The organism is Citrobacter sp. RHB35-C17, from assembly GCF_013816795.1.
GTDB lineage: Bacteria > Pseudomonadota > Gammaproteobacteria > Enterobacterales > Enterobacteriaceae > Citrobacter_A > Citrobacter_A amalonaticus.
In genome coordinates this window covers 2,833,123-2,858,960 of the sequence record NZ_CP057150.1, presented here as the reverse complement: position 1 = coordinate 2,858,960, position 25,838 = coordinate 2,833,123, and the positions used below count along the sequence as shown (strand labels likewise).

Annotated in this window: 25 protein-coding genes and 1 other annotated feature; of the genes, 15 read left to right on the top strand and 10 right to left on the bottom strand. The window is 48.3% G+C overall.

What is annotated here, in order from left to right; genetic code table 11:
• The first annotated feature begins 1 nt into the window (after window position 1).
• The 9 genes from HVZ37_RS13665 to wzzB all read left to right on the top strand — a co-directional run bounded on the left by HVZ37_RS13665 (window position 2) and on the right by wzzB (window position 11,816).
• A complete protein-coding gene (locus HVZ37_RS13665) occupies window positions 2-1,495 on the top strand; it encodes an oligosaccharide flippase family protein (RefSeq protein ID WP_181627603.1) in 1,494 nt (497 codons plus the stop codon).
• Window positions 1,470-2,399: a glycosyltransferase gene (locus HVZ37_RS13660; RefSeq protein WP_181627602.1), complete on the top strand. Its 930-nt coding sequence runs from the start codon at window positions 1,470-1,472 to the stop codon at window positions 2,397-2,399. The genes HVZ37_RS13665 and HVZ37_RS13660 overlap by 26 nt, the downstream gene beginning before the upstream one ends.
• 80 nt (window positions 2,400-2,479) lie before the next feature.
• Window positions 2,480-3,577, top strand: a complete 1,098-nt coding sequence (wzy, locus tag HVZ37_RS13655) for an oligosaccharide repeat unit polymerase (RefSeq protein WP_249418365.1) — start codon at window positions 2,480-2,482, stop codon at window positions 3,575-3,577.
• 26 nt (window positions 3,578-3,603) lie between these two features.
• Window positions 3,604-5,493 (top strand): asparagine synthase (glutamine-hydrolyzing), encoded by a 1,890-nt coding sequence (gene asnB, locus HVZ37_RS13650; RefSeq protein WP_181627600.1) that lies wholly within the window; start codon window positions 3,604-3,606, stop codon window positions 5,491-5,493.
• Entirely contained in the window at window positions 5,448-6,605 is a 1,158-nt protein-coding gene (locus HVZ37_RS13645) for a glycosyltransferase (protein WP_181627599.1), read from the top strand. The genes asnB and HVZ37_RS13645 overlap by 46 nt, the downstream gene beginning before the upstream one ends.
• A complete protein-coding gene (locus tag HVZ37_RS13640) occupies window positions 6,606-7,730 on the top strand; it encodes a glycosyltransferase family 4 protein (RefSeq protein WP_181627598.1) in 1,125 nt (374 codons plus the stop codon). It abuts the gene before it with no gap.
• Between the two features lie 149 nt (window positions 7,731-7,879).
• Window positions 7,880-9,286 carry an NADP-dependent phosphogluconate dehydrogenase gene (gndA, locus tag HVZ37_RS13635; RefSeq protein WP_044327333.1) on the top strand — a complete coding sequence of 469 codons (1,407 nt, stop codon included), beginning with the start codon at window positions 7,880-7,882 and terminating at the stop codon, window positions 9,284-9,286.
• 236 nt (window positions 9,287-9,522) lie between these two features.
• Window positions 9,523-10,689 (top strand): UDP-glucose 6-dehydrogenase, encoded by a 1,167-nt coding sequence (ugd, locus tag HVZ37_RS13630; RefSeq protein ID WP_181627597.1) that lies wholly within the window; start codon window positions 9,523-9,525, stop codon window positions 10,687-10,689.
• A 143-nt stretch (window positions 10,690-10,832) separates the two neighbouring features.
• Window positions 10,833-11,816, top strand: coding sequence for an LPS O-antigen chain length determinant protein WzzB (wzzB, locus tag HVZ37_RS13625; protein WP_181628485.1), 984 nt, complete (start codon window positions 10,833-10,835; stop codon window positions 11,814-11,816).
• Between the two features lie 62 nt (window positions 11,817-11,878).
• Here the strand turns inward: wzzB and hisIE are convergent, their stop codons facing one another.
• The 9 genes from hisIE to hisL form a co-directional block, all read right to left on the bottom strand.
• Window positions 11,879-12,490, bottom strand: a complete 612-nt coding sequence (gene hisIE / locus HVZ37_RS13620; RefSeq protein WP_181627596.1) for a bifunctional phosphoribosyl-AMP cyclohydrolase/phosphoribosyl-ATP diphosphatase HisIE — start codon at window positions 12,488-12,490, stop codon at window positions 11,879-11,881.
• Window positions 12,484-13,260, bottom strand: coding sequence for an imidazole glycerol phosphate synthase subunit HisF (gene hisF / locus HVZ37_RS13615; RefSeq protein WP_043000209.1), 777 nt, complete (start codon window positions 13,258-13,260; stop codon window positions 12,484-12,486). The genes hisIE and hisF overlap by 7 nt, the downstream gene beginning before the upstream one ends.
• Complete coding sequence (gene hisA / locus HVZ37_RS13610; protein WP_181627595.1) at window positions 13,242-13,979, bottom strand: 1-(5-phosphoribosyl)-5-[(5-phosphoribosylamino)methylideneamino]imidazole-4-carboxamide isomerase; 738 nt, start codon at window positions 13,977-13,979, stop codon at window positions 13,242-13,244. Before hisA ends, hisF begins: the two co-directional genes overlap by 19 nt.
• A complete protein-coding gene (gene hisH / locus HVZ37_RS13605) occupies window positions 13,979-14,569 on the bottom strand; it encodes an imidazole glycerol phosphate synthase subunit HisH (protein WP_181627594.1) in 591 nt (196 codons plus the stop codon). Before hisH ends, hisA begins: the two co-directional genes overlap by 1 nt.
• Window positions 14,569-15,636 (bottom strand): bifunctional histidinol-phosphatase/imidazoleglycerol-phosphate dehydratase HisB, encoded by a 1,068-nt coding sequence (gene hisB / locus HVZ37_RS13600; protein ID WP_043000212.1) that lies wholly within the window; start codon window positions 15,634-15,636, stop codon window positions 14,569-14,571. The genes hisH and hisB overlap by 1 nt, the downstream gene beginning before the upstream one ends.
• Entirely contained in the window at window positions 15,633-16,712 is a 1,080-nt protein-coding gene (gene hisC / locus HVZ37_RS13595) for a histidinol-phosphate transaminase (protein WP_181627593.1), read from the bottom strand. The genes hisB and hisC overlap by 4 nt, the downstream gene beginning before the upstream one ends.
• Window positions 16,709-18,013: a histidinol dehydrogenase gene (gene hisD / locus HVZ37_RS13590; RefSeq protein WP_181627592.1), complete on the bottom strand. Its 1,305-nt coding sequence runs from the start codon at window positions 18,011-18,013 to the stop codon at window positions 16,709-16,711. Before hisD ends, hisC begins: the two co-directional genes overlap by 4 nt.
• A gap of 5 nt (window positions 18,014-18,018) precedes the next feature.
• Window positions 18,019-18,918: an ATP phosphoribosyltransferase gene (hisG, locus tag HVZ37_RS13585; protein WP_043000214.1), complete on the bottom strand. Its 900-nt coding sequence runs from the start codon at window positions 18,916-18,918 to the stop codon at window positions 18,019-18,021.
• A gap of 48 nt (window positions 18,919-18,966) precedes the next feature.
• Window positions 18,967-19,090: a sequence feature (His leader region), on the bottom strand.
• Entirely contained in the window at window positions 19,066-19,116 is a 51-nt protein-coding gene (gene hisL, locus HVZ37_RS13580; protein ID WP_001364200.1) for a his operon leader peptide, read from the bottom strand. (Overlaps the previous feature by 25 nt.)
• 162 nt (window positions 19,117-19,278) lie before the next feature.
• Between hisL and HVZ37_RS13575 the strand changes: the two genes are divergently transcribed.
• The 6 genes from HVZ37_RS13575 (at window position 19,279) to tsuB (ending at window position 24,213) form a co-directional block, all read left to right on the top strand.
• Window positions 19,279-20,103, top strand: a complete 825-nt coding sequence (locus tag HVZ37_RS13575; RefSeq protein ID WP_043000216.1) for an SDR family oxidoreductase — start codon at window positions 19,279-19,281, stop codon at window positions 20,101-20,103.
• 46 nt (window positions 20,104-20,149) lie between these two features.
• Window positions 20,150-21,079 (top strand): LysR substrate-binding domain-containing protein, encoded by a 930-nt coding sequence (locus HVZ37_RS13570; protein ID WP_150546983.1) that lies wholly within the window; start codon window positions 20,150-20,152, stop codon window positions 21,077-21,079.
• 216 nt (window positions 21,080-21,295) lie between these two features.
• On the top strand, window positions 21,296-21,358 hold the full coding sequence (gene yoeI / locus HVZ37_RS13565) for a membrane protein YoeI (RefSeq protein WP_099433339.1): 63 nt from the start codon (window positions 21,296-21,298) through the stop codon (window positions 21,356-21,358).
• Window positions 21,348-22,709 (top strand): APC family permease, encoded by a 1,362-nt coding sequence (locus HVZ37_RS13560; RefSeq protein WP_044258725.1) that lies wholly within the window; start codon window positions 21,348-21,350, stop codon window positions 22,707-22,709. Before yoeI ends, HVZ37_RS13560 begins: the two co-directional genes overlap by 11 nt.
• Window positions 22,710-22,911: 202 nt before the next feature.
• Window positions 22,912-23,970, top strand: coding sequence for a thiosulfate utilization transporter TsuA/YeeE (gene tsuA / locus HVZ37_RS13555; RefSeq protein WP_044258751.1), 1,059 nt, complete (start codon window positions 22,912-22,914; stop codon window positions 23,968-23,970).
• A gap of 15 nt (window positions 23,971-23,985) precedes the next feature.
• Window positions 23,986-24,213 (top strand): thiosulfate utilization sulfurtransferase TsuB/YeeD, encoded by a 228-nt coding sequence (gene tsuB / locus HVZ37_RS13550; RefSeq protein ID WP_000985275.1) that lies wholly within the window; start codon window positions 23,986-23,988, stop codon window positions 24,211-24,213.
• A gap of 35 nt (window positions 24,214-24,248) precedes the next feature.
• Here tsuB and sbcB read toward each other — a convergent pair whose 3' ends face one another.
• Entirely contained in the window at window positions 24,249-25,673 is a 1,425-nt protein-coding gene (sbcB, locus tag HVZ37_RS13545) for an exodeoxyribonuclease I (RefSeq protein ID WP_043000219.1), read from the bottom strand.
• Window positions 25,674-25,838 lie beyond the last annotated feature (165 nt).

Here is a 25,838-nt window from a genome sequence, read left to right as displayed (position 1 = left end):
TGTGTCATTTAAAAAAAATATTATCATTAGTTATGCTGCACAAATATATGTAAGCGCTGTAGGGATCTTAATACTCCCTCTCTATATTAAGTATATGGGGGCAGAGGCATATGGATTAATTGGCTTTTTTACAATGCTTCAGGCTCTGTTTAATCTCTTAGACATGGGATTAACGCCAACAATTGGTCGCGAAACAGCCCGCTATCATGGAGGATCTATTAATTCTCTTGATTATCGTAGACTGCTTCGTGCACTAAATATTATATTTATTATTATAGCTATTTTTGGCGGTGTACTTATTATTTCACTATCGGATGTTATTGCTGCTAGATGGTTGCATGTTAAGACTCTTTCTATTAGTGAAGTAAAACAATGTATTGAAATTATGTCTATATGTGTTGCCCTCAGATGGATGGGAGGACTTTATCGTGGAATACTAATAGGGTCGGAAAAACTTGATCGATTAGGTATTTTTAATATTATCATAACAACTTTAAGATTTATTGGCGTTTTTATTGCCATGAAAATATATGGCTTTACCCCAGATGTCTTCTTCTATTATCAAGGGGGAGTAGCAATCATAGAGTTTAGTTTTTTATATATACTAGGTTCAAATTTGATACCACCATCTAAGAATATAGGGTGGTCGTTCAAACCAGTTAAGCCACTATTAAAGTTTTCTCTTATGATTGCATTTACATCATCTGTCTGGGTTTGTATAACACAGAGTGATAAATTAATTTTATCTGGTCTATTGAGTTTAAGTGATTATGGACATTATACACTAGCTGTTCTGGTTGCAAGTGGTATTGTACTATTGAATGGACCAGTGAGTTCCGCCTTGCTACCTAGGTTGGCAAGATTATATGCCGAAGGTGGAATTAATAAACTCATTTTTCTCTATGATAAAACAACGATGTTAGTTAGTACTGTTGCAGGTTCTGCTAGTGTCGTTATAGCTTTCTGGGCAAAGGAGTTAGTTTATATTTGGACTGGTGATTTAACTTTGTCTGCTCAAGTTGCTCCTATTTTGACTTTATATTCTATTGGCAATGGATTGCTTGTTGTTTCCGCTTTTCCATACTATCTCCAATATGCTATAGGAAACTTAAAATTACATTTTATTGGTAATTGCATAATGCTTATTATATTATTACCTTCTGTTGTTTATTTATCAATAAAATTTGGTGGAATTGGTGCTGGAATAGCATGGGTTACTTCAAATGCTTTTTATCTTTTTGTATGGTGTGCTTACAGTCATAGAAAAATAATACCAGGAAAACATATTCGCTGGTTGTTTTTTAATGTTGCTATCGTTTATCTTTTGGCTGTGATGATTAATTTAATTATCTCAATATTAAACTTATCAAAGTTAACACGAATCGAAATGACAGGCGCGCTTTTTGCTATTAGCATGTTAACTTTAATCGTCGCAAGCATTCCCATCTTAATTTATAGTAAAAAAAACAATGAATATGAACATAAAGCAATATAACAGTCAGCCTGTAAAAGTATCAGTGTGTGTAATAACTTACAATCACGTGAATTATATCGGGCAATGTCTCGAAAGCATTTTAAATCAAAAAACAAATTTTACATTTGAAATTATCGTGGCGGATGATGCTTCGACAGATGGTACTATTGATATTATTAGAAAATATGCTACAAAGCATCCTGATATCGTCAAGCCGGTATTTCATGATAAAAACGTTGGTGTATATCAGAACTACAAAGATGCACATTCTAAAGCTACTGGCACATATGTAGCGCATTGCGATGGTGATGATTATTGGTATGAAAATAAGCTTGAAAAACAAATTTTAATTATGGACTCCGATAATTCAATAGTGCAAAGTTGGACGGGAGCAAATATAGTTGATGATTCTGGATGTATTACGGGATTATTTCCATCGAGATGGGCACGAAAAGTCTATCCAGACGAAGTTTTTGCCTCTGACATAGCATTAAGCTATGCGTTGGTAGGACAGCATTCTACTCAAATCTATAGAAGAGAATCGCAACCTAAAATTGATAAAACTGAGTTTCTAGATTATTGGGTTGCGTTTAACCTTGCATTAAAAGGGAAATCCCGCTATTTAATAAATGAGAACTTGAGCGCATATAGATGTACATCATCACCATCCTTAACGCGACATAGTGGCTCAAAAAAAGTAGCTGTTGATTTGTTAAGCGAGCATCTTTTTTGTATTTCAAAAAATTATCCTGAGTACTCTCGCGAAGCGAAATCGAATTTATTAACACGTTATTTTTTCTCTAAGCTTAAAAGACATGATACTCGCTGCCTTCAGTTTTATTTGAAGAAGATGAAGCTTTCGGAAATATCTCTAAAATATCTGGCGTCATCCTTTTTTTACTTTTTAATGCAGAAAATAAGATGAAGTATATATATTTGACACCTCGAATTTTTATCATTTTGATAGCATCATTTTATTTGATAATAAATACGATACTTTATATCATGAGAACCATTTCTTCTGACTGGTGGGTTGGTGATTATGCCGTTTATGCGGATGCTTCAGAATCTGTGAATACATTTGCTTTTTTAACATTCTTGGTTTATTTCTTTGTTTTTTTTATGTTGTGTTTTATTTTATATAAAAAAAATAGAACTAAAATAATTAGACAAAATACAGGGCTTATATTTTACTTTGCAATAATTCTCTTTATATTTCAGATTTTTTCAGCCGTATATTTTGATGCTGGAAAGGCCTCTTCGACAGGTGTGACATCTAATTTTATATTATATCTGTTATTCATATTTTCATTTGATGCTTTTTATTACGTTTATGCTGTAGTTGAAAGAAATAAAATTAAATTACTTGTGGTGACCACTTTATTTATAGTATCTAATGTTGTGAGAGGTTGGGCAGGTTTTGTTATACCACTATTTTTAATCTATTTAATAAGAAAAAGCCGTTTTAAGATTTCAAGTCTTCTGATCATGTCGTTTGCAGCAGTGCTTCTCGTTCCTGCATTATTAACTTTAAGAGCTTATTATCGTGGTGGCACAGGTCTTGATATGTCTAATATATCAGGGGATGGCAATTTTAACATTGCAGAATATATTATATTTTCTTTCAAGTTATTAATAAGTAGATTTGATCTTTATTCTCATTATATAGGTGTATCATGGATTAGAGATTCAAAGTCACTAGCATCTTTGTGTATGCCCTTTCAGGAATCAATTTTCTATAAACCAATACAAAGTATTTTTTATGACAACAAGTGCATATCATTAGGTAGTTATTTGCCTTCTTTTTTGTACGATTTTTTTATTGGTAAGGGAACATCTTTTTCAATCGGAAGTTCTTTTTTTGCATTACCCTTCGATTTTATGATTATATACAGTCTCTCATATTTGTTTACAGTTCTCCTGACTTTTTGGGTATCCAGGTGGTTTATCAGGAGCGATGAGATGACAATCATTCTACTTTTTTTAGTATCGTTCTTATTATTTCAAGGTTGGATGTATCAGTTTGTCTATAATTTTCTTGGTTTCTTAATTTGTGGTTTCTGTTTCATGATAACAATTAAATATCCTAAGCGTTTAATCTAGCCATTATTTAAAAGAGATTAATTCATATGTGCGGTATAGCTGGTTTTATGTGTTCGTCTGATATAAACAGGATCTATGAGACGCCTGATATTGTTGTATCGATGTTAGATACACTGAAACGAAGAGGTCCAGATGGTTCCGGCTATTATATTAATGACGAGCCTAAAGTCATTCTCTGCCATACTCGACTGGCAATTGTTGATCTATCAGAAGCCGGTCAACAACCGATGCATTCTCAATGCGGTCGCTATGTCATAGCATTTAATGGTGAAATATACAATCATCTCGAATTGAGACAGCGATTAACAAATAATAGAGAAATTTTCTGGCGTGGTCACTCGGATACTGAAACGCTTTTGGCGTGTTTTAGCGAATGGGGAATTGATAAGACATTGCAGCTATGCGTTGGGATGTTTGCAATTGCATTATGGGATAAAAAAGAGAACAGACTAACATTAGCGCGTGATAGAGTTGGTGAAAAGCCATTATATTGGGGATGGCAAAATGATGTCCTTCTTTTTGGATCAGAACTAAAAGCGTTGAAAGCACATCCATCATTTAATGCTGAGATAAGTAGAGATGCCCTCTGCTTGCTATTAAGGCATAACTATATCCCTGCACCACATACAATATATCGGGGTATCCACAAGCTACAACCTGGCCACTATTTGAGTGTTGAGTTATCTGGTAATGAGAGAAAAGAAACGCTTCATCAGTATTGGTCATATGAGAAGGTAGTACAAAATGGTCTGGCTAATCCTTTCTCTGGTTCCCCAGATCAAGCTGTTACACATCTTGAGTCATTAATCGCGCAAAGCATAAATGGACAATTAATCTCTGATGTTCCTCTTGGTGCTTTTCTCAGTGGTGGAATTGATAGTAGTCTTATTGTATCCATCATGCAGTCTTTATCATCAACGCCAGTGAAAACATTTTCTATAGGATTTGATGATAAAAAGTATGATGAAGCTATCTTTGCTTCTGAAGTTGCCAGTCATTTAGGTACAGAGCATACAGAAATGTACGTTAGTGACAAAGATATACTGGATGTTATTCCTCTTTTGCCTGAAGTTTATTGTGAACCTTTTGCTGACAGTTCCCAGTTGCCAACATATTTGGTCAGCAAAATGGCCCGACAACATGTTACCGTAGCGTTGAGTGGTGACGCAGGAGATGAGTTATTTGGAGGGTATACACCTTATCGCTTTACGCCAAAGTATTGGAACTATGCGCGTAACATACCCTTGCCGATTAGGACATTAGCCTCCAGGTATGTTGATATGCTGCCGGTTAACCCAAAGGTAAAAAAATTGATTGAGTGTATGGCAGCACAGAATCCACAACTTTTTTACAGGAATATCATTAGCCATTGGCTTAATCCTGAAGAGGCGGTTAAAGGTTCGAATGAACCATCAACAGCATTTAATCATTCAACTTCGTTTCCTGATAATGGTGGATATGTTGACTGGATGATGTCAGTAGATGCACAGGTCTATATGGCAGATGATATTTTAGTCAAAGTTGACAGGGCTGCTATGTACAATAGCCTTGAAACACGAGTACCATTATTGGATCACCGGGTTATCGAATTTGCATGGCAACTACCAACTACATTAAAAATCAGGGATGGTGTTGGTAAATGGCCGCTACGAGAAATACTCTATAAGCGAGTACCGAAATCTATGATTGAACGGCCTAAGAAAGGATTTTCTGTTCCGTTAGCCTCATGGTTGCGCGGACCATTGCGTGATTGGGCCGAGCATCTGATTTCGTATCATCGTCTCGAAGATGAAGGATACTTTAATGCTGCTGCAGTGAGAAGTTGCTGGAGTCAGCATATTCAAGGAAAGGCTGATTATTCAAGAAAGCTATGGAGCATACTTATGTTCCAATCATGGTTAGAAAAACAAAAATGAAAGTCGTTCATGTTATCATTGATTTGAATGTTGGTGGAGCGGAACTCATGCTTCAGCGTCTTATCAAGCATACTGCTGATAGTTGTGTTGAACATATTGTCATTTCACTTACTGATATTGGCACGCTCGGGGAGGCAATCCTCAAAAGTGGGGTGGAGGTAAAGTGTTTAAACATTAATTCCCCAATTAAATATATCAATGGTTTATGGAGGCTCTATAAACTATTTAATAAAATTAAGCCAGACGTTGTTCATACCTGGATGTACCATAGTGATCTTATCGGTGGTATTTCTGCAAAAATTGCGGGTGTTAAAAAAATAATTTGGTGTGTTAGAAGTACTGATATCAGTAAAGGAGGAAGTAAGCTCACACTTCTGATCAGATGGTTATGTGCTAAAATTTCATCGTTTATTCCTGATACCATTATTTATGCAGCTAACGCTTCGAGAGAAGTTCATGAACAGTGTGGTTATGATAAACATAAATCATTGGTCATCTCCAATGGATTTGATTTAACTAAGCTGTCGCCAGATAGATTTTCCAGAAGTAATTTAAGAAAAGAGATCGGCTTAGCAGAAGATGACCTTGTGATAAGTTCAGTTGGTCGCTTCAGTCCAGTAAAAGATCATTCGACATTTATATCAGCCGCTCTTCTACTTGCAGAAGAGTTCAGTAATATTCGTTTTTTATTAGTAGGTCGTGATTTAACCTCACAGAATAAAATGATAATGTCACAGGTTAGTACGAGCAGCCACTTTGATAAATTTCTCCTCCTTGGAGAACGTAGTGATGTTCCTGCCTGCTTGTACGCTTCTGATATTTTTTGTCTCCATTCAGTGACTGAGGGCTTCCCTAATGTATTAGGAGAAGCAATGGCAATGGGGATTCCAGCCGTGACTACCAATGTTGGTGACGCTGCTTTTTTACTTGACAGAGAAAATTTTGTTGTTCCTGCTGGAAACTCATATTTATTAGCACAGAAACTGCGAGAAATTATTCTGTTAACACGTGAAGAACGCATTAAATTAGGACATATGCTACGGCTGCGAGTTGAAAGTAATTTTTCTATGGATACTGTAGCCAATAAATATTTATCTGTTTATGAAAATTAAATGAAAAAGATTGCTTTTATAATTAATAATGTTGATTTTTTAATATCTCATCGATTTCCAATCTTACTCGAAGCTTTGAAAGATGGGTTTCAAGTTCATGTGATTGCTCCTGGTTCTGGCAATAATGAGGTTTTAAAAAGACATAATATTATAGGTCATGATCTCTTTCTTTCCAGAGGCGGCAATAATCCATTTTATGACTTATTTACTTTGCTTCAGCTCATAAAACTTCTCAAATTTCTTAAACCTGACCTTGTCCATCTTGTCACGATTAAGCCAACACTTTACGGCGGAATTGCTGCCAGGATTGCAAAGGTACCTCATGTCGTTGCAGCCGTCTCTGGGTTGGGAACCGTTTTCCTGAGCAGAGGGATTATCAGTGGCTTACGTCGTTTACTTGTTACAAATTTATACCGTTCTGCTCTGAAGCATAAGAAGATAAGAGTTATTTTTCAGAACCCTGACGACCGAAATTTACTTGTGAGTGCTGGCATATTAAAAGTGTCTGATTCCTGTTTGATTAGAGGTTCAGGTGTTGATTTACGTGAGTATCCTTATCTACCAGAAAATGTTTTCGGTAAGACCGTAGTAATGGCGTCCAGATTACTAAGAGATAAAGGTGTTTATGAATTTATTGAAGCTGCGCGTTTGCTCAAACAAAGGAACGTTGAAGCTGATATAAGAATTATAGGTTCGCCAGATATTTGTAATCCAACAAGTATCACTGAGGCTGAAATAGAAAAATGGACATCAGAAAATATTGTCGAATTCTGCGGTTTCCGAAGCGATATTGCTGAGCAGTATTCTAGGGCTAATGTAGTCTGTTTACCTTCATATCGCGAAGGATTACCTAAATGTCTGGTCGAAGCAGCAGCGTGCGGAAGGGCTGTTGTTACCACGGATGTCCCTGGTTGCAGAGATGCGATAGAGGCGAATGTTACTGGGATGCTGGTTGCGGTTCGCGACCCAGTATCACTAGCTGACGCGATTGAGTATTTATTAAAAAATCCAGATGAAAGAATAAGAATGGGGAAAGCGGGGAGATTGTTAGCTGAAAATGAGTACTCTATCGAACATATAGTGAATCAGCATTTATCCATCTACAATGAATTAATTCAGTCCTGACGTTTAATGCTGGTGCCATGTGCGATTATCTTTTTTGCATCCTATCTGGCACTTGATGCTACCCATCTCGCCCTAAGCTAAGTTAACATCTGTAATACATTCAAGCCGCGCATGCGTCGCGCGGTGAACACACCTGACAGGAGTATGTAATGTCCAAGCAACAGATCGGCGTCGTCGGCATGGCAGTGATGGGGCGCAACCTGGCGCTCAACATCGAGAGCCGTGGTTATACCGTCTCCGTGTTCAACCGCTCCCGTGAAAAGACCGAAGAAGTGATTGCCGAGAACCCGGGCAAGAAACTTGTGCCTTACTACACGGTGAAAGAGTTTGTTGAATCCCTCGAAACGCCTCGTCGTATCCTGTTAATGGTGAAAGCAGGCGCGGGTACCGATGCAGCCATTGATTCTCTGAAACCGTATCTGGATAAAGGCGATATCATCATTGATGGTGGTAATACTTTCTTCCAGGACACCATTCGTCGTAACCGTGAACTTTCTGCTGAAGGTTTCAACTTCATCGGCACCGGTGTTTCCGGTGGTGAGGAAGGTGCGCTGAAAGGGCCGTCTATCATGCCGGGTGGGCAGAAAGAAGCCTACGAACTGGTGGCTCCGATTCTGACGAAGATCGCTGCAGTCGCTGAAGATGGCGAGCCTTGCGTGACCTATATCGGTGCTGATGGCGCAGGCCATTACGTGAAAATGGTTCACAACGGTATCGAATATGGCGATATGCAGCTCATCGCTGAAGCCTATTCTCTGCTGAAAGGCGGCCTGAATCTCTCTAATGAAGAGCTGGCCAGCACCTTTACGGAATGGAACAACGGCGAGCTTAGTAGCTATCTGATTGACATCACTAAAGACATCTTCACCAAAAAAGATGAAGAGGGTAAATACCTCGTTGATGTCATTCTGGACGAAGCGGCAAACAAAGGTACCGGTAAGTGGACAAGCCAAAGTTCTCTGGATCTCGGCGAACCGCTATCTTTGATCACTGAATCCGTTTTTGCGCGTTACATCTCCTCGCTGAAAGACCAGCGTGTTGCGGCTTCTAAGGTCCTGACCGGTCCGAAAGCGCAGCCTGCGGCTGATAAAGTTGAGTTTATTGAGAAAGTTCGTCGTGCGCTGTATCTCGGCAAAATCGTTTCCTATGCGCAGGGCTTCTCTCAGCTGCGTGCGGCGTCCGATGAGTACAACTGGGATCTGAATTACGGTGAAATCGCGAAGATTTTCCGTGCAGGCTGCATTATTCGTGCGCAGTTCCTGCAGAAGATCACGGATGCCTACGCGAAGAATGCAGGCATTGCCAATCTGCTGTTAGATCCGTACTTCAAGAACATCGCTGATGAATATCAGCAGGCGCTGCGTGATGTTGTTGCCTACGCTGTTCAGAATGGCATCCCGGTACCGACCTTTTCTGCGGCCGTTGCCTACTATGACAGCTATCGTGCTGAAGTACTGCCAGCTAACCTGATCCAGGCACAACGTGATTACTTCGGTGCGCATACCTATAAGCGTACTGATAAAGAAGGTGTTTTCCATACCGAATGGATGGATTAATTACATTGTTTGTCAGAAGCCCGGTCTAAAGACCGGGCTTTTTTTTATCCTGATTCTTATTGCATAATCTTCATCGCTTAATATTAACTTAATATTGTTCCATTAGGATGATAAAGATAATCCTAATTGTATTAGGCTTCGTTGACACATTATTCGCCCAAGCGCTAAAACAATAATAACGTGTCAGGATGTGAATACATCATGATGTCTAATTAAGTTAATTCTGAGAGCATGCAATGAAAATCACCATCTCCGGTACCGGATATGTCGGGCTGTCCAACGGTCTGCTAATCGCACAGCATCATGATGTGGTTGCGTTAGACATCATCCCCTCTCGTGTTGAAATGTTGAATGATCGGATATCTCCGATTGTCGATAAAGAAATTCAGCAGTTCTTAACGTCGGAGAATATTAATTTCAAAGCCACACTGGATAAGCATGACGCCTATCGAAACGCAGATTATGTTATTATTGCGACGCCGACCGATTATGATCCGAAGACCAATTACTTCAATACTTCAAGCGTCGAGTCTGTCATTCAGGATGTGATAGCGATTAATCCAAATGCGGTAATGATAATTAAGTCTACCGTCCCGGTTGGGTTTACCGCTGCGATGGGTAAGAAATTTAAAACGCAAAATATTATTTTTTCCCCTGAATTTTTGCGTGAAGGTAAGGCGCTCTATGACAACTTATATCCGTCGCGTATTGTCATCGGCGAGCGCTCTGAACGGGCAGAGCGGTTCGCCGCTTTGCTTCAGGAAGGGGCGGTGAAGCAAGATATTCCTACGCTGTTTACGGATTCTACTGAAGCAGAAGCGATCAAGCTTTTTGCTAACACCTATCTGGCGATGCGCGTGGCCTATTTTAACGAACTCGATAGCTACGCTGAAAGTTTAGGTTTAAATACCCGCCAGATCATCGAGGGGGTTTGTCTGGATCCGCGTATTGGCAATCACTACAACAATCCCTCATTTGGTTACGGCGGTTATTGCCTGCCAAAGGATACCAAGCAGCTTCTGGCTAATTATCAGTCAGTCCCGAATAACATTATTTCAGCGATCGTTGATGCCAACCGCACTCGTAAAGACTTTATCGCTGATGCCATTCTCGCCAGAAAACCAAAGATTGTAGGGATATATCGTCTGATCATGAAAAGCGGCTCGGATAACTTCCGCGCATCGTCCATTCAGGGGATCATGAAGCGTATTAAAGCCAAAGGTGTGGAAGTGGTGATTTATGAACCTGTGATGCAGGAAGAGATGTTTTTCAATTCGCGTATTGAGCGTGATTTGACACAGTTTAAACAACAGGCTGACGTCATTATCTCGAACCGGATGGCTGAAGAACTCAAAGACGTATTCGAGAAAGTCTATACCCGAGACCTTTTCGGTAGTGATTGATAAGTCAACTGAGGGGAAGGGAGTCCCTGATAATGGGTTAAAGACCTACCAGAATTTTCGCAATCTTGTCAAATTTCCTATGGCATAAATTACGTTTCCCGATAAACTGTGGCGAGTTTAGAGCTTTCTTGTTTAAGGCAATGATGACAGTGGAAAATAACAACCTATCCGGGCGCAGCAACGAACCGGAACAGATTGATTTGATTGACTTAGTGATTCAGATTTGGCGCGGTAAAGTGACAATAATCATCTGCGTTATTGTGGCTATCGCTCTGGCCGTGGGTTACCTGGCGGTAGCGAAAGAAAAATGGACCTCAACGGCGATTATTACTCAACCTGACGCTGGCCAGTTGGCAACGTATACCAATGCCATGAGTATCCTTTACGGTCAGGATGCGCCAAAAGTGAACGATGTTCAGTCGGGTGTGATTGGACGTTTTAACTCGGCATTTTCCGCGCTTTCTGAAACGCTTGATAATCAGCAACAGTCAGAGAAGCTGACCATCGACCCGTCTGTAAAAGGCCAGCCTCTTCCGTTGAAAGTTTCCTATCAGGCAACCTCGGCTGAATCTGCGCAAAAAACGCTGGCGCAGTACATTCAACAGGTTGATGAAGCGGTCTCCAAAGAAATTAATACTGACCTCGTGATGAGCATTAAAACACGTGCTTCTGACTTAGAGCATTCACTCGTAGCGCAGGAAAAGGTCGCTCAGGAACAAAAAGCACTGCGCATTGCCCAGATCACCCAGGCGCTTTCCGTTGCGAAACAGGCCAACATCAAGCTGCCGCAGGTCCAGCAGGCCGATCAGGTCTCCCAGGACACTATGTTTATGCTGGGGAGCGATGCGCTTTCATCGATGGTGAATAACGAAGCGACCCGCCCGCTAACGTTTTCGGATGACTACTACCTGACCCGTCAGAATCTCTTAGCGGTTAAGGCGCTGAAAGTGCAGCCTGACAGTATTCATGCTTATCGCTATGTGATGAAGCCGACGTTGCCGATTCGTCGCGATAGCCCGAAAAAAACGATCACTCTGATACTGGCGACACTGCTCGGTGGAATGATTGGTGCCGGCGTGGTGCTGGGGCGTAACGCGCTGCGTAACTACAAGCCAAAAGCGCAGTAACTTAATTGATGTAATAAAAAACCGGGCCAGTTGAACTGACCCGGTTTTTTTACGCCTTACGATCACTGATGGCGCTTGCGCAGGTTCTCAATGACCGTCGTCAGGTCGAGATCCTGATCCTGCAGCAGGACCAACAGGTGATACATCAAATCCGATGCTTCGTTGGTCAGTTCGAATTTGTCATGTACCGTGGCTGCCAGCGCGGTTTCGACACCTTCTTCACCCACTTTTTGTGCGATGCGCTTGGTGCCGCTGGCATACAGTTTCGCGGTATAGGAACTTGCCGGGTCGGCTGTTTTGCGTTCAGCGAGTAGCTGTTCAAGTTGATACAAGAACAACCACTGATGACTGGTCTCGCCGAAGCAGCTACTGGTGCCTTTATGGCAGGTGGGTCCGACAGGATTTACCAGTACCAGCAAAGTATCGTTATCACAGTCTAGCGCAATGCTGACCACGTTCAGAAAGTTGCCCGACGTCTCGCCTTTGGTCCACAGGCGCTGTTTGCTGCGTGAGAAAAAGGTGACTTTGCCGGTTGCAAGGGTTTTATCCAGCGCGTCCGGGTTCATATAGCCCAGCATCAACACTTCACCCGATACCGCGTGTTGTACGATGGCGGGCATCAGTCCGTCGGTCTTTTCCCAGTCCAGTTGGCTGCGTTGTTGCTCTGTTAACATATCCTGATCTCCACGCCCTGCGTTGCCAGGTACGCTTTTAATTCACCAATATTGATTATCTGTTTGTGGAAGACGGAGGCGGCAAGCGCGCCATCGACATCGGCATCGCGGAAAGCCTCGAGGAAGTGTTCCATGGTTCCCGCACCGCCGGACGCAATCAGCGGTACGCGGCAAACGTCACGTACCTTTTTCAACTGTTCGAGGTCGTAACCGTTACGCACGCCGTCCTGGTTCATCATGTTGAGGACGATTTCTCCGGCACCGCGCTTTTGCACTTCCTGTACCCAGTCGAGAGTTTCCCAGGTGGTAACGCGGGTTCGGCTTTCGTCGCCGGTATACTGATTGACATGGTATTTACCGGTTTCAGCGTCGTACCAGGTATCAATACCCACCACAATACACTGTACGCCAAAGCGATCTGCCAGACGGGTAATCAGCGTCGGGTCAGCCAGCGCTGGCGAATTGATGGAGATTTTGTCTGCACCAAACGAGAGAATTTTGGCCGCGTCGTCAACCGACTTGATCCCGCCCGCCACGCAGAAAGGAATGTCGATCACTTCCGCGACGCGCGAAACCCAGCTTTTATCGACCACACGACCATCGCTGGACGCGGTAATATCGTAAAACACCAGTTCATCGGCACCTTCATCGGCGTAGCGTTTCGCCAGCGGGACGATGTCGCCGATGATTTCGTGATTACGGAACTGCACGCCTTTCACGACCTGACCATCGCGAACGTCGAGGCAAGGGATTATACGTTTTGCCAGCATTGGATCGCCTCCTTAACGGTGAATTTGCCTTCCAGCAGCGCACGCCCGACGATCACGCCGCGCACGCCGGTTCTGCGCAGGGCCGCAACGTCATTGATGTCGCCAATGCCACCGGAGGATTGAAAGGCAATTTGCGGGTATTTTGCACAGACTTCTTCATACAAGGAGACATTCGAGCCCGCCAGCGTTCCATCGCGAGAAATATCCGTACAGAGCACATGTTTCAGGCCCACTGGCAGATAGGTTTCGACCAGTTCTTCGAGCGAAACGCCGGAGTTTTCCTGCCAGCCGCTCACCGCCACCTGTTTGTTTCCTTGCTCATCTATGCGTACATCGAGCGCCAACACCAGGGCATCAGCGCCAAAACGCGCGAACCAGCCTTTCACCATGTCTGGCGACTTTACCGCCGTGGAGCCAACCACCACACGAGCGACACCCGCTGCCAGCAGGGCCGCAACGTCGTCTTCAGTACGTACGCCGCCGCCGACCTGGACTGGTACGTTCACGCCAGCTACCAGGGTTTTTATCAGCGGGATCTGTCGTTTCGCCGGATCTTTCGCGCCGGTTAAGTCAACCAGGTGTAACACCTCGGCACCCTGCGCTGCGTAATCCTGTAAACGCGGTAGTGGGTCGGTGCCATAATCGCGCTGCTGTGCATAATCGCCCTGATGGAGACGCACGACGGTGCCGTCGATCAAATCTAAAGCCGGAATAATCATCACATCTCCAAAAAGTTTTTCAGCAACTGTGCGCCAGCGGCACCCGAACGCTCCGGGTGGAACTGCACGCCAAAGAAGTTATCTTTTTGTACGGCGGCGGTGAACGGTTCGCCGTAGTGGCATTGGGCGATGGCCCACGGATTGACCGGCATGGCATAGCTGTGCACAAAATAGAAATACGCGCCGTCTTCAATACCCTGGAATAACCGGTTGCCTGCCTGCGGGTAGACGCGGTTCCAGCCCATATGCGGCAGTGGTAAACCGAAATCGGTCATCTTCGGTACGTCCTGATCGACGATGCCCAGCAGGTCGACGCCGTTCGTCTCCTCACTTCGCCGCCCCAGAATTTGCATTCCGAGGCAAATGCCCAGCACTGGCTGCGTGCAAGCTTTTATCAGCTCGATCAGTTCGCGCTCGCGTAACTGGTCCATTGCAGCCTGTGCCGTACCGACGCCGGGGAGAAAAAGTTTATCGGCCATTAACACCACGTCCGGGTCGCGGCTGACCACCGGATCATAACCGTGACGCGCGACTGCGGATTTCACCGAGTTCAGGTTGGCGCAGCCGGTGTCGAGGATCACCACGTTCATCACAGCACTCCTTTGGAGGAGGGAAGGGTATCACCCTCAACGCGAATGGCCTGGCGCAGGGTACGGCCGAAAGCTTTGAACAGACTCTCCACGCGATGATGGTCGTTTTTACCTTTGGTCTTCAGATGCAGCGTCACGCCCATGGTGTAGGAGAGTGAACGGAAGAAGTGTTCGATCATCTCGGTACTCAGATCGCCGACGCGCTGATAGGTGAACTCGGCACGGTATTCGAGGTGCGGACGCCCGGAGATATCCAGCGCACAGCGCGCCAGGCATTCGTCCATCGGCAGCACAAAGCCAAAACGGTTGATACCGCGCTTATCACCGAGCGCCAGTTTTAACGCTTCGCCCAGCGCCAGACCGGTGTCTTCCACGGTGTGGTGATCGTCAATGTAAAGATCGCCTTTGACGGTAATCTCCATGCGGAACCCGCCGTGTGTCGCAATTTGATCGAGCATATGGTCGAAGAAGCCGACGCCGGTGTTAATTTTGCTGCCGCCTTCACGGTCCAGCCACACTTTGACGTCAATCTGCGTCTCTTTGGTGACGCGCTCAACGTGGGCGTAGCGATCGCGTTTCGTCAGTTGCTCGCCGATTGCCGTCCAGTTCAGCGTCTCGCGATGGTAACGGAGCCCGGTAATCCCCATGTTTTCAGCCAACTGGATATCGGTAGCGCGATCGCCAATCACGTAGCTGTTGGCGCTGTCCATCGCCTGCTCAGCGAGATAGCGTTCGACCAGCTTCACTTTCGGCTTACGGCAGTCGCACTCATCTGCAGGCAAGTGTGGGCAGATCAGCACTTCATCAAACTGCACGCCCTGAGAGGTCAGGATTTGCATCATCAGATTATGCGGGCCGTCGAAATCGGCTTGCGGGAAGCTTTGCGTTCCCAGACCGTCCTGATTAGTGATCATCACCAGCTTAAAGCCCGCGTTTTGCAGCTTCAGCAGCACCGGCACTACGTCGGGCTCGAAGGCGAGTTTGTCAAAGCGATCCACCTGGAAATCGCTCGGCGGTTCGGAAATCAGGGTTCCATCACGATCAATAAAGAGATACTTCTGGCTCATACTTGCTCCGCACGTAAAGCGTCAATGACGCGCTGGCTTTCTTCACGGGTACCAACAGTAATACGCAGACAGCCGCTTAAAGAAGGTTGCTTGTTCTGGTCTCGTAAGATAATGCCCTGATCCCACAAAGATTTAAATACGCTACTGGAGGCGGTAAAGCGCGCCAGAATGTAGTTGGTTTCGGAGTCAAAAACCTGTTCAACACAGGCAATCTCTTTAAGCGCTTTCACCAGGTACTGACGCTCAAGCAGGATCTGCGCCACGCGTTCGCGCATAGCATTGACGCCTTGCGGGCTCAGCGCTTGTTCGGCAATGTCGGCAACAGGGGTAGAAAGCGGGTAGGGCGCGATCACTTTCAACAACAGGTTAATCACCTCCTCATTCGCCAGCGTAAAGCCGCAGCGCAGACCAGCGAGGGCAAACGCCTTGGACAGCGTGCGCAGAATGACGAGGTTAGGATACTCAGAAAGCCAACCCGCCAGCGTTGCCTGCGGGCAAAACTCGATATAGGCCTCGTCGGCGACCACAATGGCTTTGCCACGTGTCAGTTCCAGCAGCGTGCGCAGATCCTGCGGGTTAATCAGTTGTCCGGTGGGGTTATTGGGACTGCACACGTAAACCACCTTCACGCCATTCAGATTGTCAGAAATGGCCTGCATATCCAGTTGCCAGTCGGCGAGCGCCGGTACGGTACGGCATTCGACGCCAATGGTTTCGGCGCTGACGCTATACATCCCATAGGTGGGCGGGCAGAAGAGAATCGCGTCTTTCCCCGGTTCGCAGAAGGCGCGAATAAGCAGCTCAATGCCTTCATCTGCTCCACGACTGACCAGTACCTGCTCCGGTTTAACTCCGGCGTACTGCGCATAATTTTCAATCACCGCTTTCGGCTGGCATTCCGGGTAACGATTCAACGTTTGCCGGGTGAGTTGATATTCAACCGCTGTCGGGAATTCGTTGGCATTGAGCCAGACGTCGCCGTTGCCGCCCAGACGACGAGCAGATTGATACGGCGTCAGATTGCGGACGTTTTCACGGGCTAAGTCGGTGATGCTGAACGTGTTTTCAGTGCTCATGCTTGCTCCTTCAGGGCGTTAACGCGCAGGGTGACGGCATTTTTGTGAGCGGTCAGGCGTTCCGCCGCCGCCAGTGTCTCGATGGTTGAAGCCAGCGCGGAGAATCCCGCTTTCGACAGTTCCTGAACCGTCATGCGCTTCTGAAAATCCGCAAGCCCGAGGCTGGAACAGGTGGCGGTATAGCCGTAGGTCGGCAGCACGTGGTTAGTCCCGGAGGCGTAATCACCCGCTGACTCCGGCGACCAGTCGCCGAGGAACACCGAACCGGCACTGGTGATGTCATCAACCAGCTCGCGGGCATGACGGGTTTGAATAATCAGGTGCTCAGGTCCATAGAGGTTAGAGATGGCAATACACTGCGCCAAATCTTTCGTCACGATTAATCGACTGGCGCTGAGCGCCTGACGCGCCGTTTCTGCGCGCGGGAGTTCAGCCAGTTGACGTTCAACGGCTTCGGCAACGCGACGGGCGATGTCGGCATCCGGGGTCAGCAGAATGACCTGGGAATCTGGACCGTGCTCCGCTTGCGAAAGCAGATCGGAGGCGACGAAATCCGGCGTGGCGCCGCTGTCGGCAATCACCAGTACTTCGGACGGCCCGGCTGGCATATCAATCGCCGCGCCGTCAAGACGCTGGCTCACCTGACGCTTCGCTTCGGTCACAAATGCGTTTCCAGGGCCAAAAATTTTGTCTACTTTCGGCACGGATTCGCTGCCAAACGCCAGCGCGGCAATGGCCTGTGCACCGCCAACATTAAAGACTTCCTGCACACCGCACAGCTGCGCCGCGTAGAGAATTTCATCGGCAATCGGCGGCGGGGAACACAGCACCACCTTCTTACAGCCCGCAATGCGCGCCGGGGTGGCGAGCATCAGCACGGTAGAAAAGAGCGGGGCGGATCCGCCGGGAATATACAAACCGACGGACGCCACTGCACGCGTCACCTGCTGGCAGCGGACGCCTGGCTGGGTTTCCACATCAACGATCGGTAATTGTTGCGCGTTGTGGAAGGTTTCAATGTTTTGCACCGCGACAGCCATCGCCTGTTTGAGATCGTCGCTTAGTCGTGCGCTGGCGGCGGCTATCTCTGCTGGGGTCACCTTCAGCGCCGCAACCTCGGTTTTATCAAACTTCGCGCTGTACTCGCGCAGGGCGTCATCACCACGGGTTTTGACGTTATCCAGAATCTCGCTCACGGTGCGGGTGATGCTGTCAGACGCGGAAATCGCCGGGCGCGTCAGTAATTCACGCTGCTGCTCAGGGGAACAGGCGTTCCAGTTAATGATTGTGCTAAAGCTCATGGCCATCACTCCATCATCTTCTCAATTGGCAGCACCAGAATCGAGCTGGCGCCGAGCGCTTTCAGTTTTTCCATCGTCTCCCAGAACAGGGTTTCGCTGCTGACCATGTGCATCGCCACGCGTTGCTGATCGCCAGCCAGCGGCAGAATAGTTGGGCGTTCGGCGCCTGGCAGCAGCGCGATGACCTCTTCCAGACGCTCGCTTGGCGCGTGCATCATGATGTATTTCGATTCGCGAGCCTGGATAACGCCCTGAATACGGGTCAGCAGCTTATCGACCAGTTGCTGCTTGGCGTCGGTCATCTCACCGTCACGCTGGATCAGACAGGCTTTAGAACGGTAAATCACTTCGACTTCGCGCAGCCCGTTGGCTTCCAGGGTCGCGCCGGTCGAGACCAGATCGCAGATGGCATCGGCGAGGCCCGCGCGCGGAGCCACTTCCACAGAACCGTTCAGCAAGCAGGATTTAAAAGAGACGCCTTTCTGGTCGAGATAACGTTTGAGCAGGTGCGGATAAGAGGTGGCGATGCGCTTGCCATCCAACGCGGCGGGGCCATCCCAGGCTTCATCCACTGGCGTTGCCAGGGAAAGGCGGCAACCGCCAAAGTCGAGACGACGTAGCGTAAAGTAGCGAGGATCTTCACCCTGGGCGCGGCGGTTCAGCAGTTCTTCTTCCAGAACGTTCTCACCGATGATGCCCAGGTCAACCACGCCGTCCATCACCAGACCGGGGATATCGTCGTCACGCACACGCAGAATATCAATTGGCATATTCTCTGCCATCGCAATCAGGCGCTGAGTGTGTAAATTAATTTTAATCCCACAGCGGGCGAGTAATTCGCGTGAGTCATCGCTCAAACGACCTGATTTCTGAATAGCTATGCGTAAACGGCTGTTGTCTAACATTCTCTTTTCCTCTTTATCCTGTCTGAACCTGTCTGAATTTCGCGCCAAAAAAAAAAGCCCCCGGAAGATGATCTTCCGGGGGCTTTCTCATGCGTTCATGCACCACTGGAAGATCTGAATGTCTCCCAGCACACATCGCCTGAAAGACTAGTCAGGATGATGGTGATGATGGTGATGTTTAAATTGAACGCGTGTCATAAAATTCTCGATGAATGCTTATTCATGTGATGCCTTTTAACCTAAACCACTTTAACGTCTTAAAGCAAGCGCTTTTTTTAATTCCTATTTATAGTATGAATTGTCAGTCTTAAAGCGCTGGCGTAGCCTTATAGACATAGTGCTGGAGTCAGGAGAAAACGGATGAAAAAGGTCGCAGTTGTCGGTTTAGGATGGTTAGGCATGCCGCTGGCGATGTCGCTCGCTGCCAGAGGCTGGCAGGTGACGGGGAGCAAAACCACCCAGGATGGCGTGGAAGCGGCCAGAATGAGCGGGATCGAAGGATATCCGCTACGGCTCGAGCCTGAATTGGTGTGTGAAACAGACGATCTGGATGCGCTGATGGATGTCGATGCGCTGGTGATTACCTTACCGGCTCGACGCAGCGGTCCGGGAGAGGACTTCTATTTGCAGGCGATGCAGGAGCTGGTGGACAGCGCGCTGGCGTATCGTATTCCGCGCATTATCTTTACCAGTTCGACCTCCGTCTATGGTGATGTCCAGGGGACGGTAAAAGAGGGAACCCCGCGCAATCCGGTCACCGCCAGCGGCCGTGTGTTAAAAGAGCTGGAAGACTGGCTGCATAATTTACCGGGTACCTCGGTTGATATCTTGCGACTGGCCGGGTTGGTAGGGCCGGGGCGTCATCCAGGTCGCTTCTTCGCGGGCAAAACCGCGCCTGACGGCGAACACGGCGTCAATCTGGTGCATCTGGAAGATGTGATTGCCGCCATTACGCTGCTGTTACAGGCACCGAAAGGGGGACACATCTATAATATATGTGCGCCTTCGCATCCTGCACGCAATGTGTTTTATCCGCAGATGGCGCGTCTGTTGGGAATGGAGCCGCCGCAGTTCCGCGATTCAGCGGATAACGGTAAAGGTAAAATTATCGATGGCAGCCGGATTTGTAATGAGCTTGGGTTTGAATACCAGTATCCCGATCCGCTGGTGATGCCGTTGGAGTAATGCATACCGCCAGCAGTTAGTCGCCATACAACGCAAGGGGGCGTGTATGAAACCACTGCTGGACGTGCTCATCATCCTTGATGCCCTTGAGAAAGAGGGCAGCTTCGCGGCGGCGTCCGCCAAACTGTATAAGACGCCGTCAGCTCTCAGCTATACCGTCCACCGTCTGGAAAGCGACCTCAACATTCAGATCCTCGATCGCAGTGGCCATCGCGCCCGGTTCACGCGCACGGGGCAAATGCTGTTAGAGAAAGGGCGAGAAGTTCTGCATACCGTGCGGGAACTGGAAAAGCAGGCGATAAAACTCCACGAAGGCTGGGAAAATGAACTGGTGATCGGCGTGGACGATACCTTTCCTTTTTCCCTGCTCGCCCCCCTGATTGAATCCTTTTATCAGCACCACAGCGTCACGCGCCTGAAATTCATTAACGGCGTGTTGGGGGGATCGTGGGATGCGCTGATCCAGGGCAGGGCGGATATTATTGTTGGCGCGATGCATGAACCTCCTTCATCCAGCGACTTTAGCGTTGCGCGCCTGGGTGAGCTGGAGCAGATTTTTGCCGTTGCGCCACACCATCCGCTGGCTGAAGAAGCCGAGCCGCTGAGCCGCAGTACCATCAAACGCTATCGCGCGATTGTGGTCGGCGACAGTTCGCCTCTCGCTGCTGCAGCGGCGACGCAACTGCTTGACGATCAAGAGGCAATCACCGTCTTCGATTTTAAAACCAAACTGGAACTGCAAATCAGCGGTCTGGGATGCGGTTATCTTCCGCGTTATCTGGCGCAGCGCTTCCTGGAAAGTGGGGCGCTGATCGAGAAAAAAGTGGCGGCGCAAATTCTCTTTGAACCAGTATGGATGGGGTGGAATGAGCAGACGGCGGGGCTCGCCAGCGCCTGGTGGCGGGATGCGATTTTAGCAAATAGTGCTATTGCGGGGATCTATAAAAAAGACGATAGCGAAAAATCAAACATTTAAGAAAAAATAGTTCGCGACAAGCTACTCATTCTCTTGTCTTTTCGCCTCATTTTAGTGCACAATGCGCCGCTTGCAAAAAATGACATTAACCGACGTTTTAATACGCGTCGGTTATTTTTTTGCATCAAACCAATCATTCATACAAAGAGGCCGGGCTTCGTACCGGATAGATATTTACTAAAAACCGACAGTTGTTGTCGCTGAGGAATCCAGAAGATGGGGCAATTTTTTGCTTACGCGACGGCATTCGCCGTAAAGGGGAATGACCATGTCGCATAACGCTACTCCAAAAACCTCTCGCGTGGAATTGCGTAAAACGCTTACGCTGATTCCGGTTGTCATGATGGGCCTTGCCTATATGCAGCCAATGACGCTGTTCGATACGTTTGGTATCGTTTCAGGCCTCACTGACGGTCACGTTGCAACGGCGTATGCCTTTGCGCTGGTCGCTATTCTTTTTACTGCGTTGAGCTACGGTAAACTGGTTCGCCGTTTCCCGTCCGCTGGCTCGGCGTATACCTATGCCCAGAAATCCATTAGTCCGACCGTCGGCTTTATGGTTGGTTGGTCATCTCTGCTGGACTACCTGTTCATGCCGATGATCAACATCCTGTTGGCAAAAATTTATTTTGAAGCGCTGGTGCCGTCTGTACCGTCGTGGATCTTTGTTGTCGCGCTGGTGGCCTTTATGACCATCTCCAACCTGCGCAGCATCAAGACCGTGGCAAACTTCAATACCCTGATTGTGATCCTGCAGATGGGCATTGTGGCGGTGATTGTTGGCCTGATCATCTACGGCGTTTCGAACGGTGAAGGTGCGGGTACGCTGACCAGCACGCGTCCGTTCTGGTCGGAAGGTGCGCACGTCGTGCCAATGATTACCGGAGCAACGATTCTGTGCTTCTCGTTCCTGGGCTTTGACGGTATCTCTTCGCTGTCTGAAGAGACCAAAGATGCAGAGCGCGTGATCCCGAAGGCTATCTTCCTGACGGCGCTGATTGGCGGCCTGGTATTCATCGGTGCCTCTTACTTCCTGCAACTGTACTTCCCGGATATCTCTCGCTTTAAGGATCCGGATGCCTCTCAGCCTGAAATCATGCTGTATGTGGCGGGTAAAACCTTCCAGTGGGGCGTGCTGATTTTCTCCAGCGTGACCGTTCTGGCGTCCGGTATGGCGGCACACGCAGGCGTCTCTCGTCTGATGTACGTGATGGGCCGTGACGGCGTATTCCCGACGCGCTTCTTTGGTTACATTCATCCGAAGTGGCGTACCCCGGCATGGAACGTGCTGCTGGTGGGGGCAATTGCGCTGATGGCGATTAAATTTGACCTGGTGACGGCGACGGCGCTGATCAACTTCGGTGCGCTGGTGGCGTTTACCTTCGTGAACCTGTCTGTGATTTCACAGTTCTGGATCCGCGAAAAACGCAACAAGACGCTGAAAGACCACTTCAATTATCTGGTGCTGCCGGTATGTGGCGCGCTGACTGTTGGGGCGCTGTGGATCAACCTGGAAGAGAGCTCTATGGTTCTGGGGCTGATCTGGGCCGGTATTGGTCTGGTGTATCTGGCCTGCGTGACCAAAAGTTTCCGCAACCCGGTTCCGCAGTACGAAGATATCGCCCAGTAATTCATAAGGTTTGTAGACCCGGTAAGCGAAGCGACACCGGGCAGGAAGCCGGAGTTAACCACTCCGGCTTTTTTTATGTCGCTGGTTTATTTCCCGTCATTATTCATAACCATTCGTTCTAAATTAGAGAATTTCGTTATTGGTTCCCGGCCGCATGCTCAGGAATAATTTCCTGATTGATATTCTTCAGGCTAATGAATTTATGTTTTCAATGATTTTAAGCGGGGTTATCTGCGGCGCGCTGTTGGGCTTTGTAATGCAACGTGGTCGATTCTGCCTGACCGGCGGTTTCCGCGACATGTATATTGCTAAAAGCAACCGTATGTTTTATGCGCTGCTGATTGCGATTTCCGTGCAGAGCGTCGGTGCCTTTGCGCTGATTCAGGCGGGAGTGATTCGTTACGATGCGGGCGCGTTCCCGTGGCTCGGTACCATTGTTGGCGGTTATATCTTCGGGATTGGAATTGTCTATGCGGGCGGATGTGCCACCGGAACCTGGTATCGTGCGGGTGAGGGGCTGATCGGCAGCTGGATAGCACTGGCGACCTACATGGTGATGAGCGCGGTAATGCGTTCGCCCCATGCCAGCGGTTTAAACCAGACGTTAAAAACGTACAGCACGGAGCACAACTCCATTGCTGACACGCTGAACCTCTCCGTCTGGCCGCTGATCGCCGTTCTGCTGGTGGTGACGCTCTGGGTAGTCAGTAAAGAGCTGAAAAAGCCAAAGCTGAAAGTCGCCTCTTTGCCGCCGCGTCGTACCGGGCTTGCACATATTTTGTTTGAAAAACGCTGGCATCCGTTCGTGACGGCGGTACTGATTGGTCTTATCGCGCTGCTGGCCTGGCCGCTGAGTGAAGCTACCGGGCGTATGTTTGGACTCGGGATCACCTCGCCGACGGCTAACATTCTGCAGTTCCTGGTGGCGGGAGACAGCAAATTCCTTAACTGGGGCGTTTTCCTGGTGCTGGGGATTTTCCTTGGTTCGTTCATCGCGGCGAAAGCCAGTCGTGAATTCCGCGTGCGGGCTGCCGATGCGGCAACCACGCTGCGCAGCGGCTTCGGCGGGATCCTGATGGGATTTGGCGCCAGTATTGCCGGTGGCTGCTCTATCGGTAACGGTCTGGTGATGACGGCGATGATGACCTGGCAGGGCTGGATTGGCCTGGTATTTATGATCCTTGGCGTCTGGACCGCGTCATGGATTGTGTTTGTTCGACCGCAGCGTAAAGCCCGTCTGGCAACCGCTGCGGCAAATTAAGCGTAAGGATTAATGATGGCGATTAAAAAACTGGACGTGGTCACACAGGTTTGCCCGTTCCCACTGATTGAAGCAAAAGCCGCGCTGGCTGAAATGGCGAGCGGTGACGAACTGGTAATTGAGTTTGACTGCACACAGGCGACAGAAGCGATCCCACAGTGGGCTGCTGAAGAAGGGCATGCGATTACAGATTATCAGCAGGTTGGCGATGCCGCCTGGAGCATCACCGTCCAGAAAGCGTGATAACAGGCCCTCCGCCGTGGCGCGGAGGGCGATTCTCAGACGATCTCTTCAGCGTACTGCCACAGCGCCTTCAGCAGTACCTGCTTCTCTTTATCATCCGCATATTCCTGATACAACATCTGCAACTCGTCGGCGTAGCGCTGCAAATATTCCGGCGTAAAGACCTGACGACGGTGCTCCAGCCAGCGCTGTTGCTCCGCTTCATCCAGCGTGCCGGGGAAATTACGCGCCCGATAGTTGAACAGCAGTTTCTCAATACGTGGATCGACAAAGGTGATGTCCAGTGCCGGCAGGTTTTGCGGGTCGGTTTCCAGCACAATTTTCATTGCCGCACGGTCAGCATCGCTAAAGAAACCATTATAAAGCTGGGCATCGACGTTGTCAGACGGCGTGAACGGCTCGGCTTCGGCAAAGATGGCGACCACTTTGTCACGCACCTGCGGATTTTCACGCAGGACTTTCAGATTATCGAGACAGTGCTGGCGATTAATCCCCAGACGGTCGGCATCTTCCGGGCGCAGCGTGTTCGCCTGCGCCAGCACCGGGCATTTGTTGATGTGCACCAGCTTCAGCGGCACGGCGGCGGTATCGCCCAGATCGGCTTTGGCGGTGTACAGACGTTCGCGCAGGGTGTCGCTGTCCAGTTCCAGCAACGGCGAAATATCACCGGCCAGGTCGACCATGATCACCGCATTACGGTTATCCGGATGCCAGGCTAGCGGTGCAACCCAACTGGTGTTGCCGCGCCATGCGCCAAACATGCCGGAAACATGCACCAGCGGTTTCATTTGCGGCACGTCAATCAGCGCGGCCAGCTTGTGCTTATTGCGGTGCGTATAGAGATACTCAAACAGACGTGGCTGCCGTGACTTCACCAGTTGCGCCATCGCAATGGTGGCATAGACATCCGCCATCGCATCGTGCGCGTTGCTGTGCTCAATACCGTTTGCTTTCGTCAGATGCTCCAGGCGAAAGCTGGGGAGGCCGTCGTCATTTTCCGGCCAGTTGATGCCTTCCGGGCGCAGGGCGTAGCAAGCGCGCATCACGTCCAGCAGATCCCAGCGCGAATTATCATGCTGCCAGCTCCAGGCGTAGGGATCGTAGAAGTTACGGTACAGCACGTTGCGCGTAACCTCGTCGTCGAAGCGCACGTTGTTGTAGCCAATAATGCAGGTTTTCGGCACCGTAAACAGGGCGTGGATCCGCGCGGCAAACGCAGCTTCATTATCACCTTTCTCTCGTGCTTCCTGCGGGGTGATTCCGGTGACCATCACCGCGCCCGGCTGGGGCAAATAGTCATCCGCCGGTTTGCAGTAAAAAACCTCAGGTTCACCGATGATGTTGAATTCGCTATCGGTACGCAGAGCGGCAAATTGCGCAGGTCTGTCGAGCGCCGGATGAATGCCAAAGGTTTCGTAATCGTGGAAGAGAAAGGTGGGTTGTTGCTTGCCGTCATTCATAAATAAGTGGGTTCCGTGACTTCTGGTTGCGCGCTGCCTGGACTGCACAGAGTACCAAAATTCGGCGTGGTAATCAGCCTGACTCACAGAGAAGAAAGACAGAAAGCGGCTGGAGATAGGTGCAACGGATCAATCAAACAGGGATCAATGTGCGATAAGTCACAT